Below are 22201 nucleotides of genomic sequence, written 5' to 3' on the forward strand. Positions count from 1 at the left end.
TAGCATGGTCTGACTCTGGGCACGCAAAGACTTAAAACTCCGCCCATTCCTCGAAGCGCCCGCCGCCGGCGACCTTGCGGCGCGGCTCGACGGCGCGAGCACGGACCTCGGCCTGGCGATAGGGCTTCACCGACACCGCGGCCTGCCTCGGCGCAGTCGGAACACCGGCGGCTGCCCGGGAAGGCGCGGCAAAGCCGTTGGTGGCCGGCACGGCCCGCGCCTGGGCCTCGCCGGTGTGGAAGAAGGCAACGAGGTTCCGCAGCGCCTCGATCTGGCTGGCGAGGCTGTTCGCAGAGCCGGCGCTCTGCTCGGCCAGCGCCGCGTTCTGCTGGGTCGCCTCGTCCATATGCGCGACGGCCTGGCTCATCTCCGCGATGCCGCCGGCCTGCTCGGCCGTGGCCTCGGAGATTTCGGCCACGGTGCTGGAGACCTGCCCAGCCGCTGCGACGATCCGGTTCAGCGCCTCGCCGGTGTGGCGCACGAAGCGCACACCATCGGCAACCTGCTCGTTCGAGTTGACGATCAGGCCCTTGATGTCCTTGGCCGCCTGGCTCGAACGCTGCGCCAGCGTCCGCACCTCCGAGGCGACGACGGCAAAACCCTTGCCGGCATCGCCGGCGCGCGCCGCCTCGACCGCGGCGTTGAGCGCCAGGAGATTGGTCTGGAAGGCGATGCCGTCGATCACCGAGACGATCTCGGAAATGCGGGCGGAGGACGCCTCGATACGCTCGATCGCACCGACGGCGTCGGCGACCACCTTCTGGCCCGCCTCGGCGACGCCCATCGCCTCCCCGGCCAGATCCGTCGCCCGGCGCGAGCGCTCGGCACTCTGCTTCACCGAAGCCGCGAGCTGCTCGGTCGTCGCTGCCGTCTGCTCGAGATTGCCGGCACTGTCCTCGGTACGGCGGGCGAGATCGGCGGCGCCGCAGCGGATCTCGGCCGCGGTCGTCGCGACATGGCCAGAGGTCCCCTGGATGCCGGACACGGTTTGCGCCAGCCGCGCCATGGTCTCGTTGAGCCCGGCCTTCAACTCGGCGAGGAGGCCCTGATAGTCGCCGTCGATGCGCTGGCTGAGATCGCCATCGGCCATGCCGGAGAGCACCTCGGCGAACTCGCCGACCGCCCCTTCGACGATGACGTTGATCTGGTTGATGCCTTCGGCGATCCGCGCCAACGCGTCCGACTTCCCGGCGAGTGGGATGCGCCGCGAGAAGTCGCCTTCCGCTGCGGCCGAGACGACATCGGCGACCTCGTTGGCGGCCGCGACCTCATCCGTCAGTTCGCGCCACTCCATCGTCGCGCCGAGCAGGCGCCCGTCCGCCTGCACCATCTGGCTCAGGGTCAGCGCGACCGTGCGCCGGCCCAGAGCGAAGCGCAGCGAGCGCATACCGCCGGCCACGAACCCGCCGGACGACTGGTTGTGGAAGACATCCATCACCTTGCCGAGCATGTCCTTGGCGGAAATGCCGGGAAAGGCGATGCGGAAATCATCCTGCGCCTCGGCGAAGAACTTCAGTAGCGAGCGGTTGGCGAAGACGACGCGGCCCTGCGCATCGCAGACCATGATGTTGGTGCGGCAGCCGTCGAGGGCCGCGCGGATACGGCTGGCTTCGACGCTGCTGTCCTGGAGCTGCTGCAGGCTGCGGGCGAGTTCGCCGACCTCGTCCCGGCGCGCCAGCTCCGGCAGCTCGGCTTCCTTGCCCTGCGCCAGTTGCTCGGTGCCCTCGCGCATCGCCGCCAGCGGCCTCGCCAGCGAACGCGCAGCGAGCCAGCCGAGCCCGGCAGCAACGGCGATTCCCGCAGAGCCGAAGGTAAGCGCCGGTCCGAGCATGGCGGAGGTCACCGTCTCGGCCTGCGAACCGCTCAGCCCAAGGGCGGCGAGCTTCGCCGCCGTCGCCTGCTGCACCGCGATCGTGACCCCGGCGGCGGCGAGCAGTGACCCGCCGGCGAACAGCGCCGGCAGTTTGAAGGTCAGTTTCGAAAGGCCCGCCGGCATCATGCTCATAGGCTCTGTTGGTCTCTTCGGTGCAGTCGCAGGCGGGGCAGCTTCCTCTGGCGCTTTGGCGGGCGTCCTCCGGCGGTCTTGCGACGGCTCAGTTGGCGCGGGCCTGCCGAGCCTGAGCGTCACCACCGTCCTTGATCACCGCCGCGAGGTCGAGCAGCGCCACGATGTCGGTGTCGAGCAGGACGAGCCCCTCGATCAGACCGTGCTCGTCGCGCTCCAGATCCGGCGCCGGACGAACCGCGCTGACCGGCACGTCGACGATGTCGGAGACCGAGTCGACCAGCAGGCCGGCGGTCTTGTCCTCGACATCGACGACGACGATGACATGGGTCGCGGTCGCATCGGTGACGCCGAGCCCGATCGCGGTACGAAGGTCGTAGACCGCCAGGATCACGCCGCGCAGGTTGAGCACGCCGCGGACATGCGGGGCCGCATGCGGCAGCGGCGTCGTCGCCTGCCAGCCCTTGATCTCGCGGACCATGCCGACATCGATGCCGAAGGTCCGGTCGCCGACCCGGAAGGTGACGATCCGGCGCGCCGCCGATTCCGGCTGCGCCGAGGTGAAGTGCTTTTCGCCGAGTTGCAGGGTCATGGTCATCCAGCCAATTTGAGTTCGGGAGCAGTCTGGCGGCCGCCGGCAGCCGCCAGGCGCAGCATGGAATCGACGTCGAGGATGAGGGCGACGAGGCCGTCGCCGAGGATGGTCGCGGCCGAAGCGCCGTTGACCGTGCCGTAATTGGCTTCGAGGCTCTTCACCACGACCTGCTGCTGACCGACGATCTCGTCGACCGCGATGCCGACATTCCCGCCGCGCTCGGTCTCGGCGATGATGATGATGTTCTCGTCACGCGTGCCGGACGAGCCCATCACTGCGCCGAGCCGGTAGAGCGGCGTGACCTCGCCGCGCCAGCGCAGGACTTCCTGGCCGAAGGTCAGGTGCTCGATCGGGGTGTTGGCGAGATGCTGCGTCTCGATCACGCTGGCGATCGGGATGACATAGCGGTCGTCGCCGCAGCGGATCACCATGCCTTCCAGCACAGCGAGCGTCAGCGGCAGAGCGAGCGTGAACTTGCAGCCGCGGCCCGGCTCGGAATCGACGCTGATGCGTCCGCCGAGCGATTCGACGTTGCGGCGGACCACATCCATGCCGACGCCGCGGCCGGAGATGTCGCTGACCGCCTCGGCCGTCGACAGGCCGGCGGCGAAGATCAGCTGGTCGATCTCCTCCGGCGCCAACCTCTCGTCCGGTCCGACGAGGCCGCGGGACCGGGCCTTGGCCAAAAGCTTGTCGCGGCCGATGCCGCGCCCGTCATCGGTGACGGAGATCACGATGCGGCCGGCGCGGTGCTCCGCGATCAGCCTGATCGTGCCCTCGGGGTGCTTGCCTGCAGCGATGCGCTCGTCCGGCGTCTCCAGCCCGTGATCCATCGAATTGCGGATCATATGGGTCAGCGGGTCGGCCAGTTCCTCGATGATCGTCTTGTCGACCTCGGTGTTCTCGCCCTCGAGGACGAGCTTCACTTCCTTGCCGAGCGTCTGGGCGAGCTCGCGCACCAGGCGCGGCATGCGCTGGAACACCGCCTTCACCGGCTGCGCGCGCACCGCCATGACATGGTCCTGCAGCTCGCGCGTCTGGCGCGACAGGGTCAGGATGCCTTCGGCGGTCTTGGCGTAGACGTCATAGGGCAGCGAGCGGACGCATTCGACCAGCATCGACTGGGTGATGACGATCTCGCCGACGAGGTTCATCAGCCGGTCGATCCGGTCGAGATCGACACGCACGCTGACTGCCTGGCGCTGGCGCGCGGCGGCCGCGTCGTTGGCCGCCGGCTTGACCGCGGGACGCGGCGGGGCTGGCGGCGGCGGAGCGGAAGCCGCCACGGCGACAGGCGGCTGAGGCTGCGGGGACGCGACCTCGGCAGGCGCGGCCGCGGTCGGAGCCGGGCCGAGGCGGGCGAGGATCGCGGAGAGATCCGCCGCGACATTCTGCGGAACTTCGGAAACGGGCGCCGCAATCTCCTCGACCGCGTCGTCATTGGCCGCCGCCGGCATGACTTCGACCTCGAACTCCTCGTTCGCGAGGGTGAAGTCGAACTTGGCGACGATTTCCTCGACCGGCAGCTCGGTGCGCAGAATCACGTTGAAGCGCATATGGCAGTCGGTGACGTCGAGCGCTTCGAGCGCCGGGACCTGGCTCATGTCGCAGGTCACCGAGACGATCTCTTCGGCAGGCAGGCTACCGATCACGACGCGCGGCTCGATCACCCGGCGGAACAGGTCGCTCTCGGGATTGATCCGCACACAGACATCGCGGCCGGGGCGGGCCGGCGTGGGCGCAACCGCTGCGGCGGGTTCGTCATCCCAGCCATCATCGGCCGCAGGCGCGGCCGGCGCAGCGGTCTTGGCCTCGACCATGGCGAGCAGATTGCCGAGCGCGGCGATGCCGGGCGGCTCATCGCTCACCGGCGCCGGAGCTTCGGGCTTGGCCTGTCCGACCTTCTCCAGCGCAGCCAGCAGGTCCGGACGCGCCTGGGCGGGCTCGTCGTTGCGGGCAGCCGCGACGAGATCGGACACCGCATCAGAGCAGCGCAGGAACAGGCTGAACGGCGCATCCTCAAGGGCGACGCGGCCGGAGCGCAGATGGTCGAGCGAAGCCTCGAAGACATGCGCGAAGGCGACGAGCTCGGTGCAACCGAAGGCACCCGCACCACCCTTGATCGAGTGGATGGCGCGGAAGGCGGCGTTGACGTCCTCGGAATCGCGCGAGCCCTCGTCGAGCGCCTGGAGCTTCTGCTCGAGAGCACCGAGGAGTTCCTCGCATTCCTGGAAGAAGGTTTGTTTCAGTTCGGCCAGAGCATCCATCGAGTCGCCTCAGTTCTGGTAGCGGGCGACGAGGCCGAGCAGGGTGTTGGGCTCGAACGGCTTGACCATCCAGGCACTGGCGCCGGCACGGCGGCCTTCCGCCTTGATCTCGGCACCGTTCTCGGTGGTCAGCACGATGATCGGCGTGTTCTGCCCGGCCGGCCGCGCGCGGCAGGCGCGCGTGAACTCGATGCCGTCCATCACCGGCATGTTGAGGTCGGTGATCACGAGATCGGGCTTGAACTGGTCGAAGCGGGCGAGGCCTTCCTCGCCGTTCTCGGCTTCGGCGACCTCGTGCCCGGCATTGCGCAGCGTCATGCTGAGCAGGCTAAGCAGGGTCTTGGTGTCGTCGATTGCCAGGATACGCATCGCATTCACTCCACGACGAGGGCGCTTTGGGCGAAATCGAAGCCGATCGCCTGGAAGGATTGGCGGCACTCCTCGGACATCGCCTTGAGCGTGACGGTCAGCCCATGCACGGCGGCGCTCGCCGCGGCCGCGTGCAGAAGCTGGATCCACAGGCTCGGAAAGGGGCCGGCGCCGGCGCATTCGACGCTGACGCTTTCCCGCTGTTCCAGCGCGACGAGGAGTTGATTTCGGAAGGCTGCGGCCTCGGAACGGCCGAGAAGCGGCGGCAAGGAAACGGTGATGACCACGGCGGCGCAACCTATGAATCGTGGCTGGAGGCTGTCACGGAACTGGTAAAAATTTCGCTAAGCGCTGGCCGAGCCCGGAAGGATTGTGACCGTTTCGGGGCATGCAGGATGCGCTCGCTGCGCGCTCGCGGCAGATGCCGGGACTCGGATCCGCGCTGCAGGAAAAGAGCGTCAGAACAGGCTGTTGCTGATCGCCCGCGGCACCAGGGTGATCGCGCCGCTCTGTTCCTTGTATTTGCGCGGGATGTTGATGATCCCCGACAGGTGCAGCCAGAGATTGTTCGGCGAGATCGGCTTCACGATGATCTCATGGGCGCCGAGCTTGGCAGCCTGCACGACGGCGCGGCGGTCCGGCCTCTCCATCATCACCAGCACCGGCGCCTTGGCGAAGGGCGAGGTCTTGAAGGAGCGGATCGAGGCCAGGCACTTCATGCTGTCCCCGTCAGGCAGATCCCAGTCGAGGATGACGATGTTGGGCTGCTTCTGGATGAACATCGTCGCCGCGCCGGCGAGGTCCGCGGCCTCGAAAATCCGCTGCAGCTGCGCCTGATAGAGCATCGTCCGGATGATGCGCCGGTAATGCGGGCTGGCATCGATCAGCAAGACCGAGAGATTCGGAAAGGCGGGAGCGATATGCATGACGGCGATTACGACCCGATACTCAACACCACATCCGGGCAAGGCCGCCCGCTACTTCCGGAGCCACTCGCTCCACTCCGCACCCGTCACACGCTGAGTCCGAAGCGGAAGCCTCCCCAGTGCCGCCCCCTGACGAAGATCGGGGCCGAAAGATCTTCCATCACCAGGAAATTGCCGCCGCCCATGTCGCGCCGATAGGTCTGCAGCAGGAACGGCTTCTGGTTGCGCGCCGCGGCAAGCCCGGTCCGGTCGTCGAACAGCCGGCGGTTGCGGCAATTGGCGTTGTTCCAGACCGGGTCCGGCCCCTGCGGCTGCGCATACTTGCGGTTGTGCGTCGGCAGGAAGCCGTTGCGGTCGACGGTAGCGCAGAACACCACGCGCCGGTTGCCGGCGAGCAGCTTTTCCTGCAGCGGCGGCAGCAGGCGGTCCGTCAGCTCGACGAAGCGGGTCATATGCTGCACCGGGTTGCTGCCCGGCACCGGCCGGTAAGTCTCGTCGAACAGCTCGGCCATGCCGATCTGGCCGCTCGCCAGCGCCTGTTCGAACATCCCGGCGACAGCCGTCGCAGCCTCGATCGCCGTCTCGATCATTTCGGACTGAGGCGTGCGCACTCCGGAAGCCGCGATCGAGCCGAGCACCGCCTCGCTGGTCGAGACCAGCGAGCTCGCCCGGCGCGACGCCACTTCGAGGCTGTGGCTCGACTGCTCGACCCCCCCGACCAGATCCTTCAATTCGCCGCCGACCTTGGCGAAGGCCACTGCATTCTCTCGGGTCGGCGCCGAGATGCTGTCGATCTCGGCGATCAGCCCGACCACCGACTTGCCGAAATGGTCGAGCTCGCCGATCTGGCGGGAAATACCCTGGCTCTCCTCGCTGGCGCGCCGCGCTGCCTGTGCATTGGCGATGCTCTGGTTCGCCAGTTGGTCCACCGTGGCGACGAGCGCATCGAGCTGCCTGGAGCTGGCATTGGTAGCGTCGCGAGTCTGCTCGGCGAGCTGCTTGACGGCGGCCGCGATCACCGCGAAGCCGCGCCCGGCAGCGCCGCTGCGGGCCGCCTCGACCCCGGCATTGATCGAGAGCAGCTGGATCTCGCGGGTGATCGACTGGATCGCCTCGCTCGCCTCGCGCAGCTTGTGGGCCCGCTCGACCGCACCGGCCAGAGCCTGCGAGATCGACTGCGCCCCGTTCGAGAGTTCGGCGATGTCGTTCTGCGCCGCATTGAGCCCGAGCCGGACCGCGCCGGTGACGCGTTCGAGCCCGCTCTTCACCACCGAAGCCGCGTTCTGCGCCTCCTCGGCCGAGCGCTGGATCGCCTGATTGGCGCGTGCCACCTGGTCGACCGAGCCGACGACGCGGTGCAGCCCCGCCGTCTGCCGGTCGAGCTGGCCGTTGACGTCGCCGATGCGGCCGGAGATGTCGGTGATCTCGCTGCTCAGCTTGCCGAAACGCTCGGCGATCTCGACGACGGCGCGCGAGGCGGCCTGCGCGTCGGGCGCGTCCTCATTGGCCGGGGCAGGCGCCTTCAGAGCCAGAGCGTGCATGGACACGGCACTTCCGCATGAGAAATCTGCGCTCGGAACCTAAAGGAACGCAGTAAATCGCCGGTTAATGGCCCCGCTCGCGCCATTTTCGGCTGTCCGAATGCGTGTGCCGGCCAAGAGCGGCACTCGTTTCGAGATCGCTGCATCCAGGCTCGGCTTTTCAGGTTAACGTAGCGGCAGAGTCGGCACCAGGCGGCCGGCTTTCGGAGGACCCTCATGCAGAACGTCAATTCGTTTTCCCGCCGCTCGCTGCTCGGCTTCGGCGCCGCCGCGGCCGGCCTGGCGATCGCCCCCAAGGTCTGGGCGCAGGCAACCGCCCCGGCCGCCCCCACCGGCCCGTTCTCGCTGCCCAAGCGCGCCTATGAGGCGGCGGCGCTCGAGCCCAATATCGACGCCACCACCATGGACATCCACTACAACCGCCATCACGCGGCCTATGTCGCCGGGCTGAACGCCGCCGCCAAGGACCATGGCGTCCTCGCCCAGACGCCGCTTCAGCAGCTTCTTGGCGATCTCGGCAAGGTGCCGGAGGGCGCCCGCCTCGCCGTGCGCAACTCGGGCGGCGGCCATGCCAACCACACCATGTTCTGGGAGATCATGGGCCCCAACGCCGGCGGCGCGCCGACCGGCGAGGTCGCCGCCGCCATCACCCGCGATCTTGGCGGCTTCGACAAGTTCAAGACCGATTTCGACACGGCCGGGCTGCGCGTCTTCGGTTCGGGCTGGACATTCGTCACCGTAACCAAGGACGGCAAGCTCGCCCTCGCCAGCAAGCCCAATCAGGATACCCCGCTGATGGACAAGCAGATGGTGCTGATGGGCAACGACGTCTGGGAGCACGCCTATTACCTGAAATACCAGAACCGCCGCGCCGAATACCTCAAGAACTGGTGGAACGTCGTCGACTGGAACAAGGTCAACGCGCGCTATGCGGCCGCCAAGGCCGGCAAGCTGACGATCTGAGCGACAAACCGGCGACGGCCCACCCCTCTCGATGCCCGGCCCCGCGGCCGGGCATTCTGCTTGGGGGCCGTCCAGCCCGGACGCCCTCCCCGTTCTAGCGAAGCGGGTGCCAAGCCCCCGACCAGAAAAGCGCGGTATTCGGAAGAATTCGGCAACACGACACGGAGATCACGACTGGCGGAACTACCCGCCGGGATCTATCGTTTAGAGTGCATCCGCCTAGCAGGGAGCGTGCCCGTGACATTGAACAGCCTAGCCCGCATCGGCGCGGTCGCGCTGATGCTTCTCCCGCCTGCCGCCATCGCCCAGCAGCGCACGCTCGGTCCGCCGAGCGGCTCGGTCCGCATCGAGGTCTTTTCCGTCGCCTTCATCGGTCAGGGCCAGGTCGGCGGCGGCACTCTTGCTTTCAAGGGCCGCAACTATCCGATCAGCGTCGGCGGGCTCGGTGTCGGCGGCATCGGCGCGGCGAAGCTCACCGCTACCGGCCGGGTCTATGGGCTCAGGCAGCGGCAGGATTTCGCCGGTGCCTATGTCCAGCTCCGAGAGGGCTGGGCCGCCGGCCGGGCCGGCCAGGGGCGAATGGTGCTCAAGAACGACAAGGGCGTGACCATCAGCCTCGACACCCGCCGCCAGGGCCTGCAGCTCTCGCTCGGCGCCGACGGCGTGCTGATCGGCTTCAAATAGAGGGCGGCCTCACCGCACGACATCCGGCTCGGCCGCAGCCGTCTCGACTGCGGCCGTCGTGCTGCCTGCCTCAACCTGCGCCCGCTCCCGGCCCGGCCATTGCCAGGCGAGCATCGCCAGCGCCAGGCCGAGCCCGATCAGGTCCGTCACCCAGTCCGGCTTCACCAGGCAGAACGCCGCGGCAATCAGCACGAACCGCTCCCACAAGGCCGCACGGCGCAGCAGATAGCCGTGCAAACCGGCGGCAAGCAGCGCGATGCCGATGCAGGACGAGACGAAGCGCCAGATGATCGTCGGCCAATCGCCGATCATCAGCAGGGCCGGCTCGTAAACGAACATGAACGGGACGATGAAACCGGCAGCGCCGATCTTCACCGCCGCCCAGCCGCTGCTCCAGAGGTCGGCCTTTGCCAGCCCCGCCGCGGCGAAGACCGCGAGCGCGACCGGCGGCGTGATCGCCGACAGGATGGCGAAGTAGAAGGCGAACATGTGCGCCGCGGGCATCGCCACGCCGAGCTTGATCAGCGCCGGCACCAGCAGCGAGGTCATGACGATGTATGCCGGCGTCGTCGGCATGCCCATGCCGAGCACGATGCCCGCGACGGCAGTCAGCAGCAGCGCCAGCAGCAGATAGTTCTGCGACAGGCCGATCACCGCCTGGGTGAAGACGATGCCGGCGCCGGTCAGGGCGACGACACCGATGACGATGCCGGCGCAGGCGCAGGCGAGCGCCACCGCGAGCGCATTGCGCGAGCCGTCGATCATCGCATCGATGATGATGGGTATCCGGACATTGCCGCGGGTCGAGGCCCGCAGCGCCGCGACCGGGAAGCACAGCAGCGTGCCCGCCAGAGCCGCCAGCGGCGCGCTGTAGCCGGAGTAGAGCACGGCGAGGATGGTCAGCACCGGCAGGAAAAGGTGGCCACGCTGGCGCAGCGTCGTGCCGAGTTTCGGCAGCTGGCTGCGTGGCACACCGAGGATACCGTGGCGCTTGGCCTCGAAATGCACCGCCGCGAAGCAGGCGACATAGTAGAGCACTGCCGGGATCAGCGCCCAGATCACCACCTGGCTGTAGGAGACCGAGAGGAACTCCGCCATGACGAAGGCGGCCGCGCCCATGATCGGGGGCATGATCTGCCCGCCGGTCGAGGCCACCGCCTCGACGCCGGCGGCGAAATGCGCCTTGAAGCCGGTGCGCTTCATCAGCGGGATCGAGATCGGCCCGTCGACCATGACGTTCGCGACCGCGCTGCCGGAGATCGTGCCGAACAGGCTCGACGAGACCACCGAGACCTTGCCCGGCCCGCCGGCTGTATGACCGGTCAGCGAGAGCGCGAAATCCATGAAGAGCTGGCCCGTGCCGGTGCGTTCCATGAAGGAGCCGAACAGCACGAAGATCATCACATAGGCGGCGGACACCCCGAGCGGCGCGCCAAAGACGCCCTCCGTGGTCATGAATAGCTGGTCGAGCAGCCGCATCGGCTCGACCCTGGCGATGAACAGCGCGTAGCAGAGAAAGGCGATCGCCGTGATCGGCAGCGCCCAGCCGATCAGCCGGCGCGTCGCCTCGAGCACGATGACGACGAGCAGGACCGCCATCGCCATGTCGACCGGGCTGAGGTCGTCGACATAGTAGATCCGGTTGACGATGTAGTCATAGTTCCAGAACAGGTAGCTGATCGGCGCGACCGCCAGCAAGAGCAGCGCATAGTCGAGCGGCGACGGCGCCGCATCGGCTCCCGTCCTGCGATAGATCAGGAAGGTCAGCGCCAGCGCGAACAGGAGATGCGTGCCGCGGAAGATGATCGCTTCCGGCGTCCCCTGGCCGCCGAGCGCCGGCGGCAGGATCACCCACATATGATAGAGCGCCATGGCGACGGCGATCACCGCCGTGACCAGCCGGACGATGCCGACATGGCTGAACTCGAACTTGAATTCGGGTTTGGGAACGCTGATGTCCACGGGCGCATCCTGGCTCGGAGACCGATCCCGCATGGCGACGAGGTTCACGCCGCAAGGCGACACGAAGGGATCGGTGGCTTCTGGGAGCACGCGCCGGCGCTGCCGGCGCGCCAGGTCTTCAAACCGTCCGCACGAGGCGTCGGGAACCGGTCACTTCGACGCGACGGTGATGCCCTTTTCCTTGTAGAACCGGGCCGCACCGGGGTGGAACGGCACGCCGACATCCTCCGCCATCAGCTTGGGCGTCAGATCGGATAGCGCCTTGCTCGTCGCCGCCAGCGCCGGGACATTGTCGGCGATTGCCTTGGTCATGGCGTAGACCTGATCGGCCGGCAGCTTGCACGAGGCGACGATATGGGTGGCGTAGCCGATCACCTTCACATCGTCGCCCTGCTTCGGATAGGTGCCTTTCGGCACCGTCACCAGCGTATAGCCGGGGTTGAGCTTCCTCATGCCGTCGAGATCGGCAGAAAGGTCGAGCAGCTTGATGTCACGCGCCGAGGCAAGGTCCATAACCGCGCCTGAGGGAATGGCGGTGCCGAGCGAGAAAGCCTGGGCATGCCCGTCCTTCACCTGCTCGACCGAGTCCGTATAGGAGACGAAGGAGATCTTGACGTCGCTATAGCTCATCCCGTGGACCTTCAGCAGCTGCCCGGTGATGAGCTCGCCGGTATTGCCGCGCGGCTGAGTGGTGATCGCCTTGCCCTTCAAATCCTTGACGGTCTTGATCCCGGAATCCGCCGGCACCAGCATCTGGAAATACTGCGGATAAAGCGAAGCGACATTGCAGATGTTCTCGTGCTTCTTCGGGAAAGGCGCGTTGCCGGCGAGCCCGTCGACTGTCGAGATCGAGTTGCCGAAGCCGACTTCCGCCTTGTTTTCCTCGATGGCGCGGACATTGGCGATACCGGCGCCCGGCAGCGACTGCACGCTGAGCCCCGGAACCGCCTTCTCCCAGAGATCCTTGAGCTGGCCGCCGAGCGGCACCCAGACGCCGCCTTGCGGGCCGGTCATCAGCCGCATCTCCGCCGCCGCCGCAGGCAGGCTCAGCATGGTGGTGGCGGCCAGACAGAACAGATAGGTCGGTAGGCGTGACATCGGTCTTCCTCCCTCGAGCGATTTTCCTCGGCGCCGCGTCTTTGCGCACGGTCGCTCCCCCAACGGTCGGCCGGCCTTCAGGCCGTGCTCGCCGCTGCCTTGAAGCTATCGACTGAAACCGAGGTGGCAAGCCCCGATTTCCCGCGGGCCAGCAACGAGGTTCAAGACCGTGCCCGAGGCAAGATGATGGGTTCCCGCGCCGGGCAGGTCGGTATCGGGGATCGGGGTATGCCCGAGGCGCCAGCGCGAGCGCGTTCCGAGGGGCCGAGACGACTATCGCAGCGCAGAGCCGAAATTCATCCAATGCGCGGTTGCGAGCCAGCCCGCATCGACCGGAATCGAAGCGCCCGAAACGGCACTCGCGGCATCCGACATCAGGAAGCCGACGACCGCCGCGATTTCCTCGATCTCGACGAGCCGGCCCATCGCGGTCGCCTGCTTGATGGCGCTGTCGTCGCGCATGCCGGACTCGATCTTCTGCCGCATGATCGGCGTCAGCGTGAAGCCCGGAGCGACCGCGTTGACGCGAAGTCCGGCCTGCCCGAACTCGCCCGCGGTCAACGCAGTCAGGGAGCCGAGAGCGACCTTGGTCGGAGCATAGGCATGCAAAGGCAGCGGTCGGCTCTCATTGATCGAGGTGATGTTGACGATCGAACCGCCGCCGCCCGCCATGATGGCGGCGCCGAATTCGCGCGTGCAGACCAGGGCGCCGAAATAATTCACATCCCAGATCCGGCGATGGGCTGCCTCGTCCATCGCCATGAAAGGCGTGATGTCCTGGAGCAGCCCGGCGGCATTGACCAATCCGGCGACCGGCGTGCCGCGCGCCTTCAGATCCGCGGCGAGCGCATCGACCGCCTTGGAATCGGAAACGTCCAGCGCCGCGAGCGACAGGGCATCGCCCGGCGCCCCGTCTTGCAGGCGCTCGAGCGCGGACGCACTGAGATCGGTCGCGATCACACGCCAGCCGTCGGCCAGCAGGCGTTCGACGATGCCACCGCCGATCCCGCCTGCGGCCCCGGTCACGACGATCGCCGCACCGTCCTGCCGGCGGCGGGCCATGATCGAACGCTGGTCAATTTGCGCGGACATCGTCTTTTCCTCTCCTGGCCAGCGAACGCGTCGCTTTCCCAATTGCGTTGACTGGGTTTGGCTCAGGCCCCTTCGGGGAGGACCTTGCGCCAGGCGCGCAGCTCGACGCTCTGGAACAGGCCGCCGCGGGCATAGGGATCGCCAGCCGCGAACTCCTCCGCCGCCGTCCGGTTCGGGCAATCGATGACGATCAGGCTGCCGGTCGAGGTCGCGCCATCCTCCGCCAGGAACGGGCCGGCGAAGAGAATCTGCTCACGGTGCGGCGCGAGATAATCGAGATGGCTTGGCCGCAGCTCGGTGCGCAGCGCGGTCGCCCCCGGTTTGTCGAGGCAGATGATCGCAAACAGCATGGTGCTTCCTTCTTGGGTTCCGGATACGAGGCTCAGACCTCGAAGACCTTGCCCGGATTCATGATCGCATGGGGGTCGAGCGTCGCCTTGAGGCGTCGCATGTAATCGACAGTGATGCCCAGCTCGTCCCGCAGAAAGCTGCGCTTGCCCTCGCCGATGCCATGCTCGCCGGTGCAGGTGCCGTCCATGGCGATGGCGCGATGGTTGAGCCGGTCGATGAAGGCCTTGGTCCTGGCCATTTCCTCGGCGTCCTCGGTCATCGCCATGATCGAGACGTGGAAATTGCCGTCGCCGACATGGCCGACGATCGGTGCGACGAGGCCGCTGCGCGCGATGTCGTCATGGGTCTCGGTCATGCAATCGGCCAGCCGCGAGATCGGCACGCAGACATCGGTGGCGATGAACTTCGAGCCGGGTCGCAACTGCAGGCAGGCCCAGTAGACATCGTGCCGCGCGGTCCAGAGCGCGTTCCGCTCATCCTGGGTCGAGGCGTATTCATAGGACTGGCAGCCGTATTCCCCGGCGATCTGCCCGAAGATCTCGACCTGCTCCTGCACCGCCGCTTCGAGGCCGGAGAATTCGACGAACAGCGTCGGCGTCTCGGCCATCGCGAGCTTCGAATAGGCGTTGCAGGCGCGGATCTGCAAGGCATCGGCCAGTTCGATGCGGCCGGGCTGCAGCCCGTAGCGAATGCTGGCGATCACCGCATTGCAGGCCGAGGCCAGATCGGGAAAGGGGCAGACGGCCGCGACGACCGCCGGCGGGATGCCATGCAGCTTGACCGTCAGCTCGGTGATCACCCCAAGCGTCCCTTCGGCACCGATGAACAGGCGCGTCATGTCGTAGCCGGCCGAGGATTTGCGCGCCCGCGTACCCGTCTTGCAGACGGTGCCGTCCGGCATCACCACGGTGAGACCGAGGATATTGTCCTTCATCGTGCCGTAGCGCACGGCGGTCGTGCCGGAGGCGCGGGTCGAAGCCATGCCGCCGAGCGAGGCGTCGGCACCCGGATCGATCGGGAAATGCAGGCCGGTGGCGCGCAGATGCGCGTTCAGCGCCTTGCGCGTCACGCCGGCCTGGACGACGCAGTCCATGTCCTCCTCGTGAACGGCGAGGACGGCGTTCATCTGGCTGAGGTCAAGCGAGATCCCGCCGAATGGCGCATTGACGCCGGCCTCGAGCGAGGTGCCGGTGCCGAAAGGGATGAGCGGCACCTTATGCGCCGCGCAGAGCTTCACGACGGCGACGACATCTTCGGTCGAGCGCGCGAAGAAGACCGCGTCGGGCACTTCAAGCGGATGCCAGGAGGTCGCGTTGGCGTGCTGCTCGCGGATGACGCTGTTGCGCGTGACCTGCTCGCCGAAGCGGTCAGCCAAGGCGGAGATGACCAGTTCGACGGCTTCGTTCGGCCCTGCTTTGGAAGAATCTTGCGCCGCCAATGTCATGTCCGTCCTCGATAATTGCGGGCCGGCATGGGCCACAGAGCAACGCCCGCCAGAAAGCGGGCGCTGTGCGTTCTTTGCCGGTGGATCGCGCGACCGGCGGCGCGCGGCATGGCTTCGGCGGAACCGGAGCTGTGCGGCGCGCCCGGCGGCACTTGATTGTCGCCATTTAAAAACTAAACGTTCAGTATTGTAAATAGCCGTGACAGCGGGAAAGGACCTGAGAGCATGACGCAGTCCGCCGGAACCCGCGGCCGCAAGCGCAGCGCCGCAGCCGAGAACGCGGTGCTGGCGGCGGCCTATGACCTGCTGGCGACGGAGGGCCTGCAGGCCGCCACCGTGGAGGCGATCGCCCAACGCGCCAAGGTCAGCAAGGCGACGATCTACAAATGGTGGCCGAACCGCGCCGCCGTGATCATGTCGGCTTTTCTGCGCGAGGCGAGCAATGCCCTGCCCTATCCGGAGCAGCTCGACATGACGAGCGTCTTCGACCGGCTGCACCGCATGGCCGAGGAATTCCACGGCCCGATCGGCAACATGGTCCGCGCCCTCATCGCCGAAGGGCAGTCCGATCCCGAGATTGCCCAGGCGTTTCGTGAGGGCTATGTGCTCGCCCGGCGCCAGCAGGGCGCCGAGATCGTGCATGCGGCGATCGCGGCCGGCCTGATCCGCGAGGCCGACCCCGATGTCATCCTCGATATGCTCTATGCGCCGCTCTATTACCGGCTGCTCGTCGGGCACCAGCCGCTGACGGCGGAGTTCATTCGCGAGCACGTCACGCTGGCGCTGAACGGCCTGACGCCTCGCGGCAACTGAGCGCTGCCCCCCGGAAACGACATCCGCTGACAGCCCGAAGGCGCTGATCTGCAGAGAGGTTGGTGGGCCGGGCCGGACTCGAACCGGCACCGGCGCTGTTATGAGCAGCGAGCTCTAACCATTGAGCTACCGGCCCGCGGCAGGCCTAGCATTCGCCCCGCTGCGGATGCAACGGGTTAGATGGCCAAGCGCCCTGTCGGACGCAGATTAGCGATCCGGTTGCCTGCGAGAGCATCAAGGCTGGCCTTACGCCCCGCCGATCAGGATACCGGCGGCGAGAACGAGCGCCCCGCCGAGCACGACCTGGAAGGTGGCGCGGGCGAACGGCGTCTCCATATAGCGGTTCTGGATCCAGACGATCGCCCAGAGCTCGATGAAGACGATGACGAGCGCGATCGCGGTCGCCGTCCAAAAAGACGGGATCAGGTAGGGCAAGGCGTGGCCGAGCCCGCCGAGCGTCGTCATCACACCGGAGGCAAGGCCACGTTTCCAGGGCGAGCCGCGTCCGGAGAGCTTGCCGTCGTCATGGGCGGCTTCGGTGAAGCCCATCGAGATGCCGGCGCCGATCGAGGCCGAGAGCCCGACCAGGAAAGTCGTCCACGGGTTCTGGGTCGCGAAGGCTGTCGCGAAGATCGGTGCCAGCGTCGAGACCGAGCCGTCCATCAGCCCGGCGAGGCCCGGCTGCACCCAAGTCAGGAGGAACTGCCGGTGCGCCGCCGCATCCTCCTCCGCCTTCGGCTCGGATGCGAGGTGCTCGTCGGCGAGCGAGCCGGCGCGCCGCTCATGGCGGGCCTCGGCCGCGGCGAGGTCGCCGAGCAGCGCCCTGGTCTGTGCATCGCTACAGCGGCTCGCTGCCGCGACATAGAAGTCGCGGGCCTGGCGCTCCATCGCCGCCGCCTCCTCGCGGATCCGCGCGAGCCCGAGATTCTCGACCAGCCAGACCGGCTTGCGGACGTAGAAGTCGGCGACATGCTCGCGGCGGATCGGCACCACCACATCGCCGAAGCGCCGGCGGTACTCGCCGATCAGGCGCTGGCGATGCCCGTCCTCCTCCGCCGCCATGCCGTCGAACACCGCAGCGGAGGCGGGGTAGGCCTGGCGCAGCGTCTCCGCATAGGTCGCGTAGATCCGTCCATCCTCCTCCTCCGACGAGATCGCGAGAGCCAGCACCTCGCGCTCGGACAGGCTGTCGAAACGACGGCGGCCGCCGAGTCCGGCCGGCAGGAGCGAAGAAAGCATGGTCCGATCCTTGTTTAGAATGATTCCAGATAATGAGGCGCGTGCGGGCCGGCAAGACGGTGCGACAAAGCAGAACGGCCCCCGCCAAGGGCGGGGGCCGTCATGTCGGGCTAGGTTGCTGCCGGCCGGTCAGGCGGCGCGCGCATGCTCATGTTCGACCGCATGCCCCTCGCGGAAGCTGAAGCGGGCGATGTGCTCCTTCAGCGAGCGGGTCTGCTCGTCAGTCAGCGCCAGTGCCGCATTGGTCTGCTCGACCAGCGCCGCGTTCTGATGCGCCATGGTGCCGATGCCGTCGATCTCGCGGTTGATCGTCGAGACGTCGCTGGCCTGACCGCGAGCGGTCTGCGAGATGCCGTTCATCAGCGCCGAGAGGTCGTTGACCGAGGTCAGGATGCTGCCGAACACCGCCGAGCTCTGCTCGACCAGGCCGACGCCGACCTTGACGTCGCCATGAGCCGCATCGACCAGCTTCTTGACATCGTTGGAGGCGTCCGCCGAGCGCTTGGCGAGGCTGCGCACCTCGGCGGCGACGACTGCGAAGCCCTTGCCGCTGTCGCCGGCGCGGGCCGCCTCGACCGCCGCGTTCAGCGCCAGCAGGTTGGTCTGGAAGGCGATCTCGTCGATCATCTGGATGACCTCCGAGATCTTGCTCGACGAGGACCGGATGCGCTGCATCGCTTCCAGCGCCGAAGCGACCACCTGCTCGCCCTGCTGGGCGCGCTCCTCGGCGCTCTGGGCCATGCCGACGGCCTCGGCCGCATCCTTGGCGGTCTTCTGGACATTGCCGGCGAAGGCGCCGAGCTGGTTCGTCGCCACCGAGACGGCGTTGCTCTCTTCGCTGGTGCGCTCGGCAAGATCGGTGACGCCGTCGAGGATCTCGCTGGTGGCGCTGCGGACCGCGGTGACGGTCTCGGAAAGCCGCGCCAGCGTGCTCTCGAACTCGCCGGCGAGGCCGTTCGTGCCGTCCTTAAGCTCCTGGAACGCCCCATGATAGAGGCCTTCGACGCGGGTATGCAGGCGCCCGGCGGCAAGTTCCGACAGGACCTCGCAGGTCTCGCTCAGGCCGGTCTGCACGGTCTCGAGCAGCTCGTTCACCGAGCCCGCGAGCGCGTTCAGCTCGGCATCGGCGAAGTTCGCCGAGACCCGGCGGCTGAAGTCGCCATGGGCCGCCGCCTCGACGACGTCGCCGAAGGCCTGGCCGAGCTCGGCCATCATCGCCTTGCGCTGCTCCTGCGCCCGGGCCTCGTCCTCGACCTTGGCGAGCTCGGCGGCACGCAGGGCAACCGCATTGTCGCGGAACAGCAGCACGCTCTTCGAGATGTCCGAGATCTCGTCATTGCCGCGGATCTCGACCTTGGTTTCGAGCTGGCCGTCGGCGATCGCCTTGGTCGCGGCCCAGAGCCGGTTGAGGCGTCCGACGATCATCGGGCGGACATAGAACACCGAGAGCGCCAGTGCGACGAGGAGCGAGCCGAGCCCGATCAGGCCGAGCCAGAGCTTGCTGGTCTCGATCGTCTCGATGGTCGAGGCGCTGGCAGCCTTGGCCTCGCCGCGTGCGCCCTGGACCAGCACGTCGACCTCGCGCCGCAGCACTTCGGCAGCGTCGTCGACTTCCTTCAGCCCGCGCGCAATCGATTCCCGCGTGGTGATGTCGCGGTTGCGGATGTCGATCAGGCCCTCGGTGCCCTCGCCGATGGCGATCAGGTCCTGCACCGTGCGCGTGCGCGTCTGGTTGGTGTTGACCTTGTCGGCATCCTGCAGGAGCGTCCGGAGCTTGTAGGCAACCCCGTTGAAGCGCTCGCGCGCCGTGCCGAGCTTCTGCTGATCGTTGATCTGCGCGATCTCGCGCAGCAAGCCGACGAGTTCGTTGACGTCGGCCTGCAGGGTCCGAGCCAGCTCGAAGATCACGAAATCCCGGTCGACCAGGGTCCGGACGGCGCCGGCCAGCGCGTCCCCGGTCAGCGAACCGAGATCATCGAAGCCGAAGGTCAGCGCGAACTTGGCCTGCTCCGCCTCGCCGCTGGCAGCCTTGACGAAATTCTCCTGCGCCTTGGCCAGGTTGTTGAGCGCGGTTTCCGCCTCCGCGACATTGCGCAGCCGCTCGCCGGTCAGGTCGTTGATATCGTTGATGTGGCGCGAGAGCGTGTCGAGTGCCGTCTGGGCCTTCTTGTTGTCGACACTGCCGAGCTGGCCGATCTTGCGCACCAGATCGAACTGCCGCGCCTCGACCTTGTCGAACTCGCCGGTCAAGGCGGCGCGGTCTCGCACGGTCTGCACTTCCATGAAGCGCGAGGCCAGGGCGGTCGAAGTCGTCGCCGCCTGCCAGAGCTCGAGCGAGAGCTCGACCACGGGCATCTTGCGCTCGACCATGTCGTCGACCGTGGCCGAGACACGCTCATAGGAGAGCCAGGCCACACCCGAGGCCACCACGGTCAGGACGGTGAGCACGCCGAGCGCGGCATAGATTCGCGCGGCGATGCCGACGCGCGATGCCGTCTTCGGCGGGCGCGCCGGCTTCTTTGTCTTCGACATACTCGATACTCCCGAAGGCATGACCGCGCGGTCGCGGCAGCAAGAAGACGCCGGCCGCTCCCCTCGAGCGGCTGGCCTTTACAAAACGATCAGATGGAAACTGAGCCGGCAGTGCCGGGGGCCATCTCGGCCTTGGTCGGGACGCCCGCGAAACGGTCGGGAGGAACGGGTAGCTCCCCGGCGCTGGCGGCAAACCCTATCAGGATGTCGCGGCGATCGACCATCTGGCTCCCCAATTTGCAGGTCAGGCTGGCGCCTGTTGTCCGACAAGATCGGGGAGGTCCGCTTAAAGAACGTTTAAGCGAGTGGAGTCTTCTGAATCAATGCGCCCCGATGCCGGTTTACTTTCGTTTAGGACTTGCCCGCCGCCCGGCTCCGGAGCACTCCATTGGGGCAGCCCCGGCATCTTACCGTGAGTAATCACGCGCCGCAGCGCTTGGGCGCGACTCCTCGCCACACCCGTTGCGAACACTGGATCTTGCCTTCCGCGCGGAGCCGGCCGGCGTGGCTCAGTCTTCGGCCGGGGGCGGCACCGGCCGCGGGCGCCCTTCCTCGTCGATCGCGACGAAGGTGAAGGTCGCGTCCGTGACCTTCTCGTGGATCGTGGTCCGGAAGCGCTTCGCCCAGGCCTCGACATAGATCTTCATCGAGGTCCGGCCGACGGACTCGACCGTTGTATACACGCTGAGCACGTCGCCGACCTTGACCGGCCGGAAGAAGGTCATCGCCTCGACCGCGATCGTCACCACGCGCCCCTGCGCCCGGTCGACCCCGGCGATGCCGCCGGCCTGGTCCATGCGCGACATCACCCAGCCGCCGAAGATGTCGCCATTGGCGTTGGTGTCGGCCGGCATGGCGATGGTGCGCACCGTCAGGGCGCCGCGCGGCTTCTCCTCGGGCTGCAGGCCAGGCTCAGTCATCGGCGTCCTTCCCTTCCTCGACATGGAAGGAATGGAGCACACGATGCAGCACCGGCGCCAGCACGAAGCCGGTGGCGATCACCACAAACAGACCTGAGAAGATCGCATAGAAGCCGGCGAAGAGCTTGCCGCCTGTGGTCTTGAGCTCGGTGACCGGCCCCATGCCTGAGAGGATCATCGCCGCGTTGACGAAGGCGTCGACAGCGCTCATCTGCTCGCTGGCAGCATAGCCGACCATGCCGATGGCGAGCCCGACCACGGTGAGCGCCAGCCAGAGCAGCATCGCGCGGCCCATGCGCAGCGCGAAGCGCCGCAGCGGGGCCACCGGTTGGCGGCGATGCTCGAAACGCGTCAGGCGCATCAATGCCCTTCTCCTGCCCGGCGGTCGGCGGGCCGGCCACGCCCGGCGGTTCGGGGCTGTTCCGGCGCAGTCTCGTCCGGTCCGGTCGCAAGCATGGCTCTGCCTTTGTCGTTGAGCGCGATTCCGATACGCGCCAGTATCCGCCAAGCCAGACGGAACCGGCAATGCAGGTGGATTGGGAACTGGTACGAGCGGCGCCGAGGCCCGATCTCGCGGGTGCCGTCCTCGGCTATACCGGCTATCGCGAGCACCGTGCGCAGCCGATCCTGCGCCGCGAAGTCCCCGTGCTGATTGTCCCGCTGATCGTCAACTTCGCCGCCCCCTTCGCACTCGCCGTCGCCGGCGGCGAAAGCAGCGCGCCTCAAGGCTTCACCGCCGGCATTATCGACCGGCCCGTCCTGGTTTCCTCGACCGGCCTCGCCGCCTGCGTGCAGATCGATTTCACCCCGGCCGGCGCCTATGGCTTCTTCCAGCTCGACCAGCGCGACATGGCCGGCCGGATCGTCGACCTTGACGATCTCGGCCCGCTGCGCCGGCTCGGCCCACGCCTGCGCGCGTGCCGGTGCTGGAACGACTGCTTCGCTGTGCTCGACCAGGTCATCGGCGACAGGCTGGCGCGCGGGCGCTGCCTCTCGCCGGAAGTCGCCGCCGGCCTCGCCTGGCTCGGGACCCGGCGCGGCCGCGGCCGGATGCGCGCACTCGCTACCGAGACCGGCTGGAGCGAGCGCCATCTGACCCGGCGGTTCACGGCCGAGACCGGGGTCGGGCCGAAGACCATCGCCCGCATATTGCGCTTCGAGCATGCGCGCGAACTGGCGGCATGCCCCCGGCCCGCTGGCTGGGCCGAGATCGCTCAGGCCGCCGGCTATGCCGATCAGGCCCACATGACCCGCGAATTCACCGCGCTGGCCGGCCTGCCGCCGGGCGCCCTCACCCGCAACGATGCCGGCGAGCACGGCATACTGGAACCGGCCTGAGGTCCGTTTCGTTCAAGACGGCGCGCCGCGGCTCGGCTTTGCTGGTGCGCGCCCCAACCGGA

The 22201-nt window shown here is 67.6% G+C and carries 20 protein-coding genes and 1 tRNA gene; 4 read left to right on the forward strand and 17 right to left on the reverse strand.

All coding sequences use genetic code 11. From position 1 onward, the window contains the following. Positions 1-31 precede the first annotated feature (31 nt). The 7 genes from AC1REK_RS07980 to AC1REK_RS08010 all read right to left on the reverse strand — a co-directional run bounded on the left by AC1REK_RS07980 (position 32) and on the right by AC1REK_RS08010 (position 7703). Entirely contained in the window at positions 32-2005 is a 1974-nt protein-coding gene (locus AC1REK_RS07980) for a methyl-accepting chemotaxis protein (protein ID WP_492268455.1), read from the reverse strand. Positions 2006-2093: 88 nt separating this feature from the next. Further along, a complete protein-coding gene (locus tag AC1REK_RS07985; RefSeq protein ID WP_291635457.1) occupies positions 2094-2597 on the reverse strand; it encodes a chemotaxis protein CheW in 504 nt (167 codons plus the stop codon). Between the two features lie 2 nt (positions 2598-2599). Continuing rightward, complete coding sequence (locus tag AC1REK_RS07990; RefSeq protein WP_492268454.1) at positions 2600-4867, reverse strand: chemotaxis protein CheA; 2268 nt, start codon at positions 4865-4867, stop codon at positions 2600-2602. A gap of 9 nt (positions 4868-4876) precedes the next feature. Beyond that, positions 4877-5236: a response regulator gene (locus AC1REK_RS07995; protein WP_066471565.1), complete on the reverse strand. Its 360-nt coding sequence runs from the start codon at positions 5234-5236 to the stop codon at positions 4877-4879. 5 nt (positions 5237-5241) lie between these two features. Beyond that, positions 5242-5523, reverse strand: coding sequence for an STAS domain-containing protein (locus AC1REK_RS08000; protein ID WP_327524608.1), 282 nt, complete (start codon positions 5521-5523; stop codon positions 5242-5244). A 171-nt stretch (positions 5524-5694) separates the two neighbouring features. After that, positions 5695-6162, reverse strand: coding sequence for a response regulator (locus tag AC1REK_RS08005; protein WP_316017762.1), 468 nt, complete (start codon positions 6160-6162; stop codon positions 5695-5697). Positions 6163-6248: 86 nt separating this feature from the next. Then, the gene (locus AC1REK_RS08010) at positions 6249-7703 is read right to left on the reverse strand and encodes a methyl-accepting chemotaxis protein (RefSeq protein ID WP_492268681.1); all 1455 of its coding nucleotides are present in this window, start codon (positions 7701-7703) and stop codon (positions 6249-6251) included. Between the two features lie 216 nt (positions 7704-7919). On the opposite strand from AC1REK_RS08010, the gene AC1REK_RS08015 reads away from it, so the two are divergent. Together AC1REK_RS08015 and AC1REK_RS08020 are read left to right on the forward strand one after the other, a co-directional pair. Beyond that, the gene (locus tag AC1REK_RS08015) at positions 7920-8666 is read left to right on the forward strand and encodes a superoxide dismutase (RefSeq protein WP_492268453.1); all 747 of its coding nucleotides are present in this window, start codon (positions 7920-7922) and stop codon (positions 8664-8666) included. A gap of 237 nt (positions 8667-8903) precedes the next feature. Next, the gene (locus tag AC1REK_RS08020) at positions 8904-9350 is read left to right on the forward strand and encodes a hypothetical protein (RefSeq protein WP_492268452.1); all 447 of its coding nucleotides are present in this window, start codon (positions 8904-8906) and stop codon (positions 9348-9350) included. A gap of 9 nt (positions 9351-9359) precedes the next feature. Here the strand turns inward: AC1REK_RS08020 and AC1REK_RS08025 are convergent, their stop codons facing one another. The 5 genes from AC1REK_RS08025 to AC1REK_RS08045 form a co-directional block, all read right to left on the reverse strand. Continuing rightward, complete coding sequence (locus tag AC1REK_RS08025; RefSeq protein ID WP_492268451.1) at positions 9360-11312, reverse strand: TRAP transporter permease; 1953 nt, start codon at positions 11310-11312, stop codon at positions 9360-9362. A gap of 150 nt (positions 11313-11462) precedes the next feature. Continuing rightward, positions 11463-12410 (reverse strand): TAXI family TRAP transporter solute-binding subunit, encoded by a 948-nt coding sequence (locus tag AC1REK_RS08030; RefSeq protein ID WP_492268450.1) that lies wholly within the window; start codon positions 12408-12410, stop codon positions 11463-11465. Positions 12411-12683: 273 nt separating this feature from the next. Then, positions 12684-13502: an SDR family NAD(P)-dependent oxidoreductase gene (locus AC1REK_RS08035; protein ID WP_492268449.1), complete on the reverse strand. Its 819-nt coding sequence runs from the start codon at positions 13500-13502 to the stop codon at positions 12684-12686. Positions 13503-13564: 62 nt separating this feature from the next. Beyond that, positions 13565-13852 carry a YciI family protein gene (locus tag AC1REK_RS08040; RefSeq protein ID WP_492268448.1) on the reverse strand — a complete coding sequence of 96 codons (288 nt, stop codon included), beginning with the start codon at positions 13850-13852 and terminating at the stop codon, positions 13565-13567. A 32-nt stretch (positions 13853-13884) separates the two neighbouring features. After that, positions 13885-15297, reverse strand: coding sequence for an FAD-binding oxidoreductase (locus AC1REK_RS08045; protein WP_492268447.1), 1413 nt, complete (start codon positions 15295-15297; stop codon positions 13885-13887). A gap of 225 nt (positions 15298-15522) precedes the next feature. Between AC1REK_RS08045 and AC1REK_RS08050 the strand changes: the two genes are divergently transcribed. Beyond that, on the forward strand, positions 15523-16110 hold the full coding sequence (locus AC1REK_RS08050; RefSeq protein ID WP_316017770.1) for a TetR/AcrR family transcriptional regulator: 588 nt from the start codon (positions 15523-15525) through the stop codon (positions 16108-16110). Between the two features lie 60 nt (positions 16111-16170). On the opposite strand, the gene AC1REK_RS08055 is transcribed toward AC1REK_RS08050, so the two are convergent. The 5 genes from AC1REK_RS08055 to AC1REK_RS08075 form a co-directional block, all read right to left on the reverse strand. Further along, a tRNA-Ile gene (locus AC1REK_RS08055) sits at positions 16171-16246 on the reverse strand. A 110-nt stretch (positions 16247-16356) separates the two neighbouring features. Then, the gene (gene mbfA / locus AC1REK_RS08060) at positions 16357-17349 is read right to left on the reverse strand and encodes an iron exporter MbfA (RefSeq protein ID WP_492268446.1); all 993 of its coding nucleotides are present in this window, start codon (positions 17347-17349) and stop codon (positions 16357-16359) included. Positions 17350-17478: 129 nt separating this feature from the next. Continuing rightward, complete coding sequence (locus AC1REK_RS08065) at positions 17479-19881, reverse strand: methyl-accepting chemotaxis protein (protein ID WP_492268445.1); 2403 nt, start codon at positions 19879-19881, stop codon at positions 17479-17481. Between the two features lie 509 nt (positions 19882-20390). After that, on the reverse strand, positions 20391-20801 hold the full coding sequence (locus tag AC1REK_RS08070) for a hotdog domain-containing protein (RefSeq protein WP_316017773.1): 411 nt from the start codon (positions 20799-20801) through the stop codon (positions 20391-20393). Next, positions 20794-21162, reverse strand: a complete 369-nt coding sequence (locus AC1REK_RS08075; protein ID WP_492268444.1) for a hypothetical protein — start codon at positions 21160-21162, stop codon at positions 20794-20796. Before AC1REK_RS08075 ends, AC1REK_RS08070 begins: the two co-directional genes overlap by 8 nt. Before the next feature lie 164 nt (positions 21163-21326). On the opposite strand from AC1REK_RS08075, the gene AC1REK_RS08080 reads away from it, so the two are divergent. Beyond that, the gene (locus AC1REK_RS08080) at positions 21327-22139 is read left to right on the forward strand and encodes an AraC family transcriptional regulator (RefSeq protein ID WP_492268443.1); all 813 of its coding nucleotides are present in this window, start codon (positions 21327-21329) and stop codon (positions 22137-22139) included. The last annotated feature ends 62 nt before the right edge of the window (positions 22140-22201 follow it).

It is taken from the genome of Allobosea sp. GW823-FHT02B03, assembly GCF_058797755.1.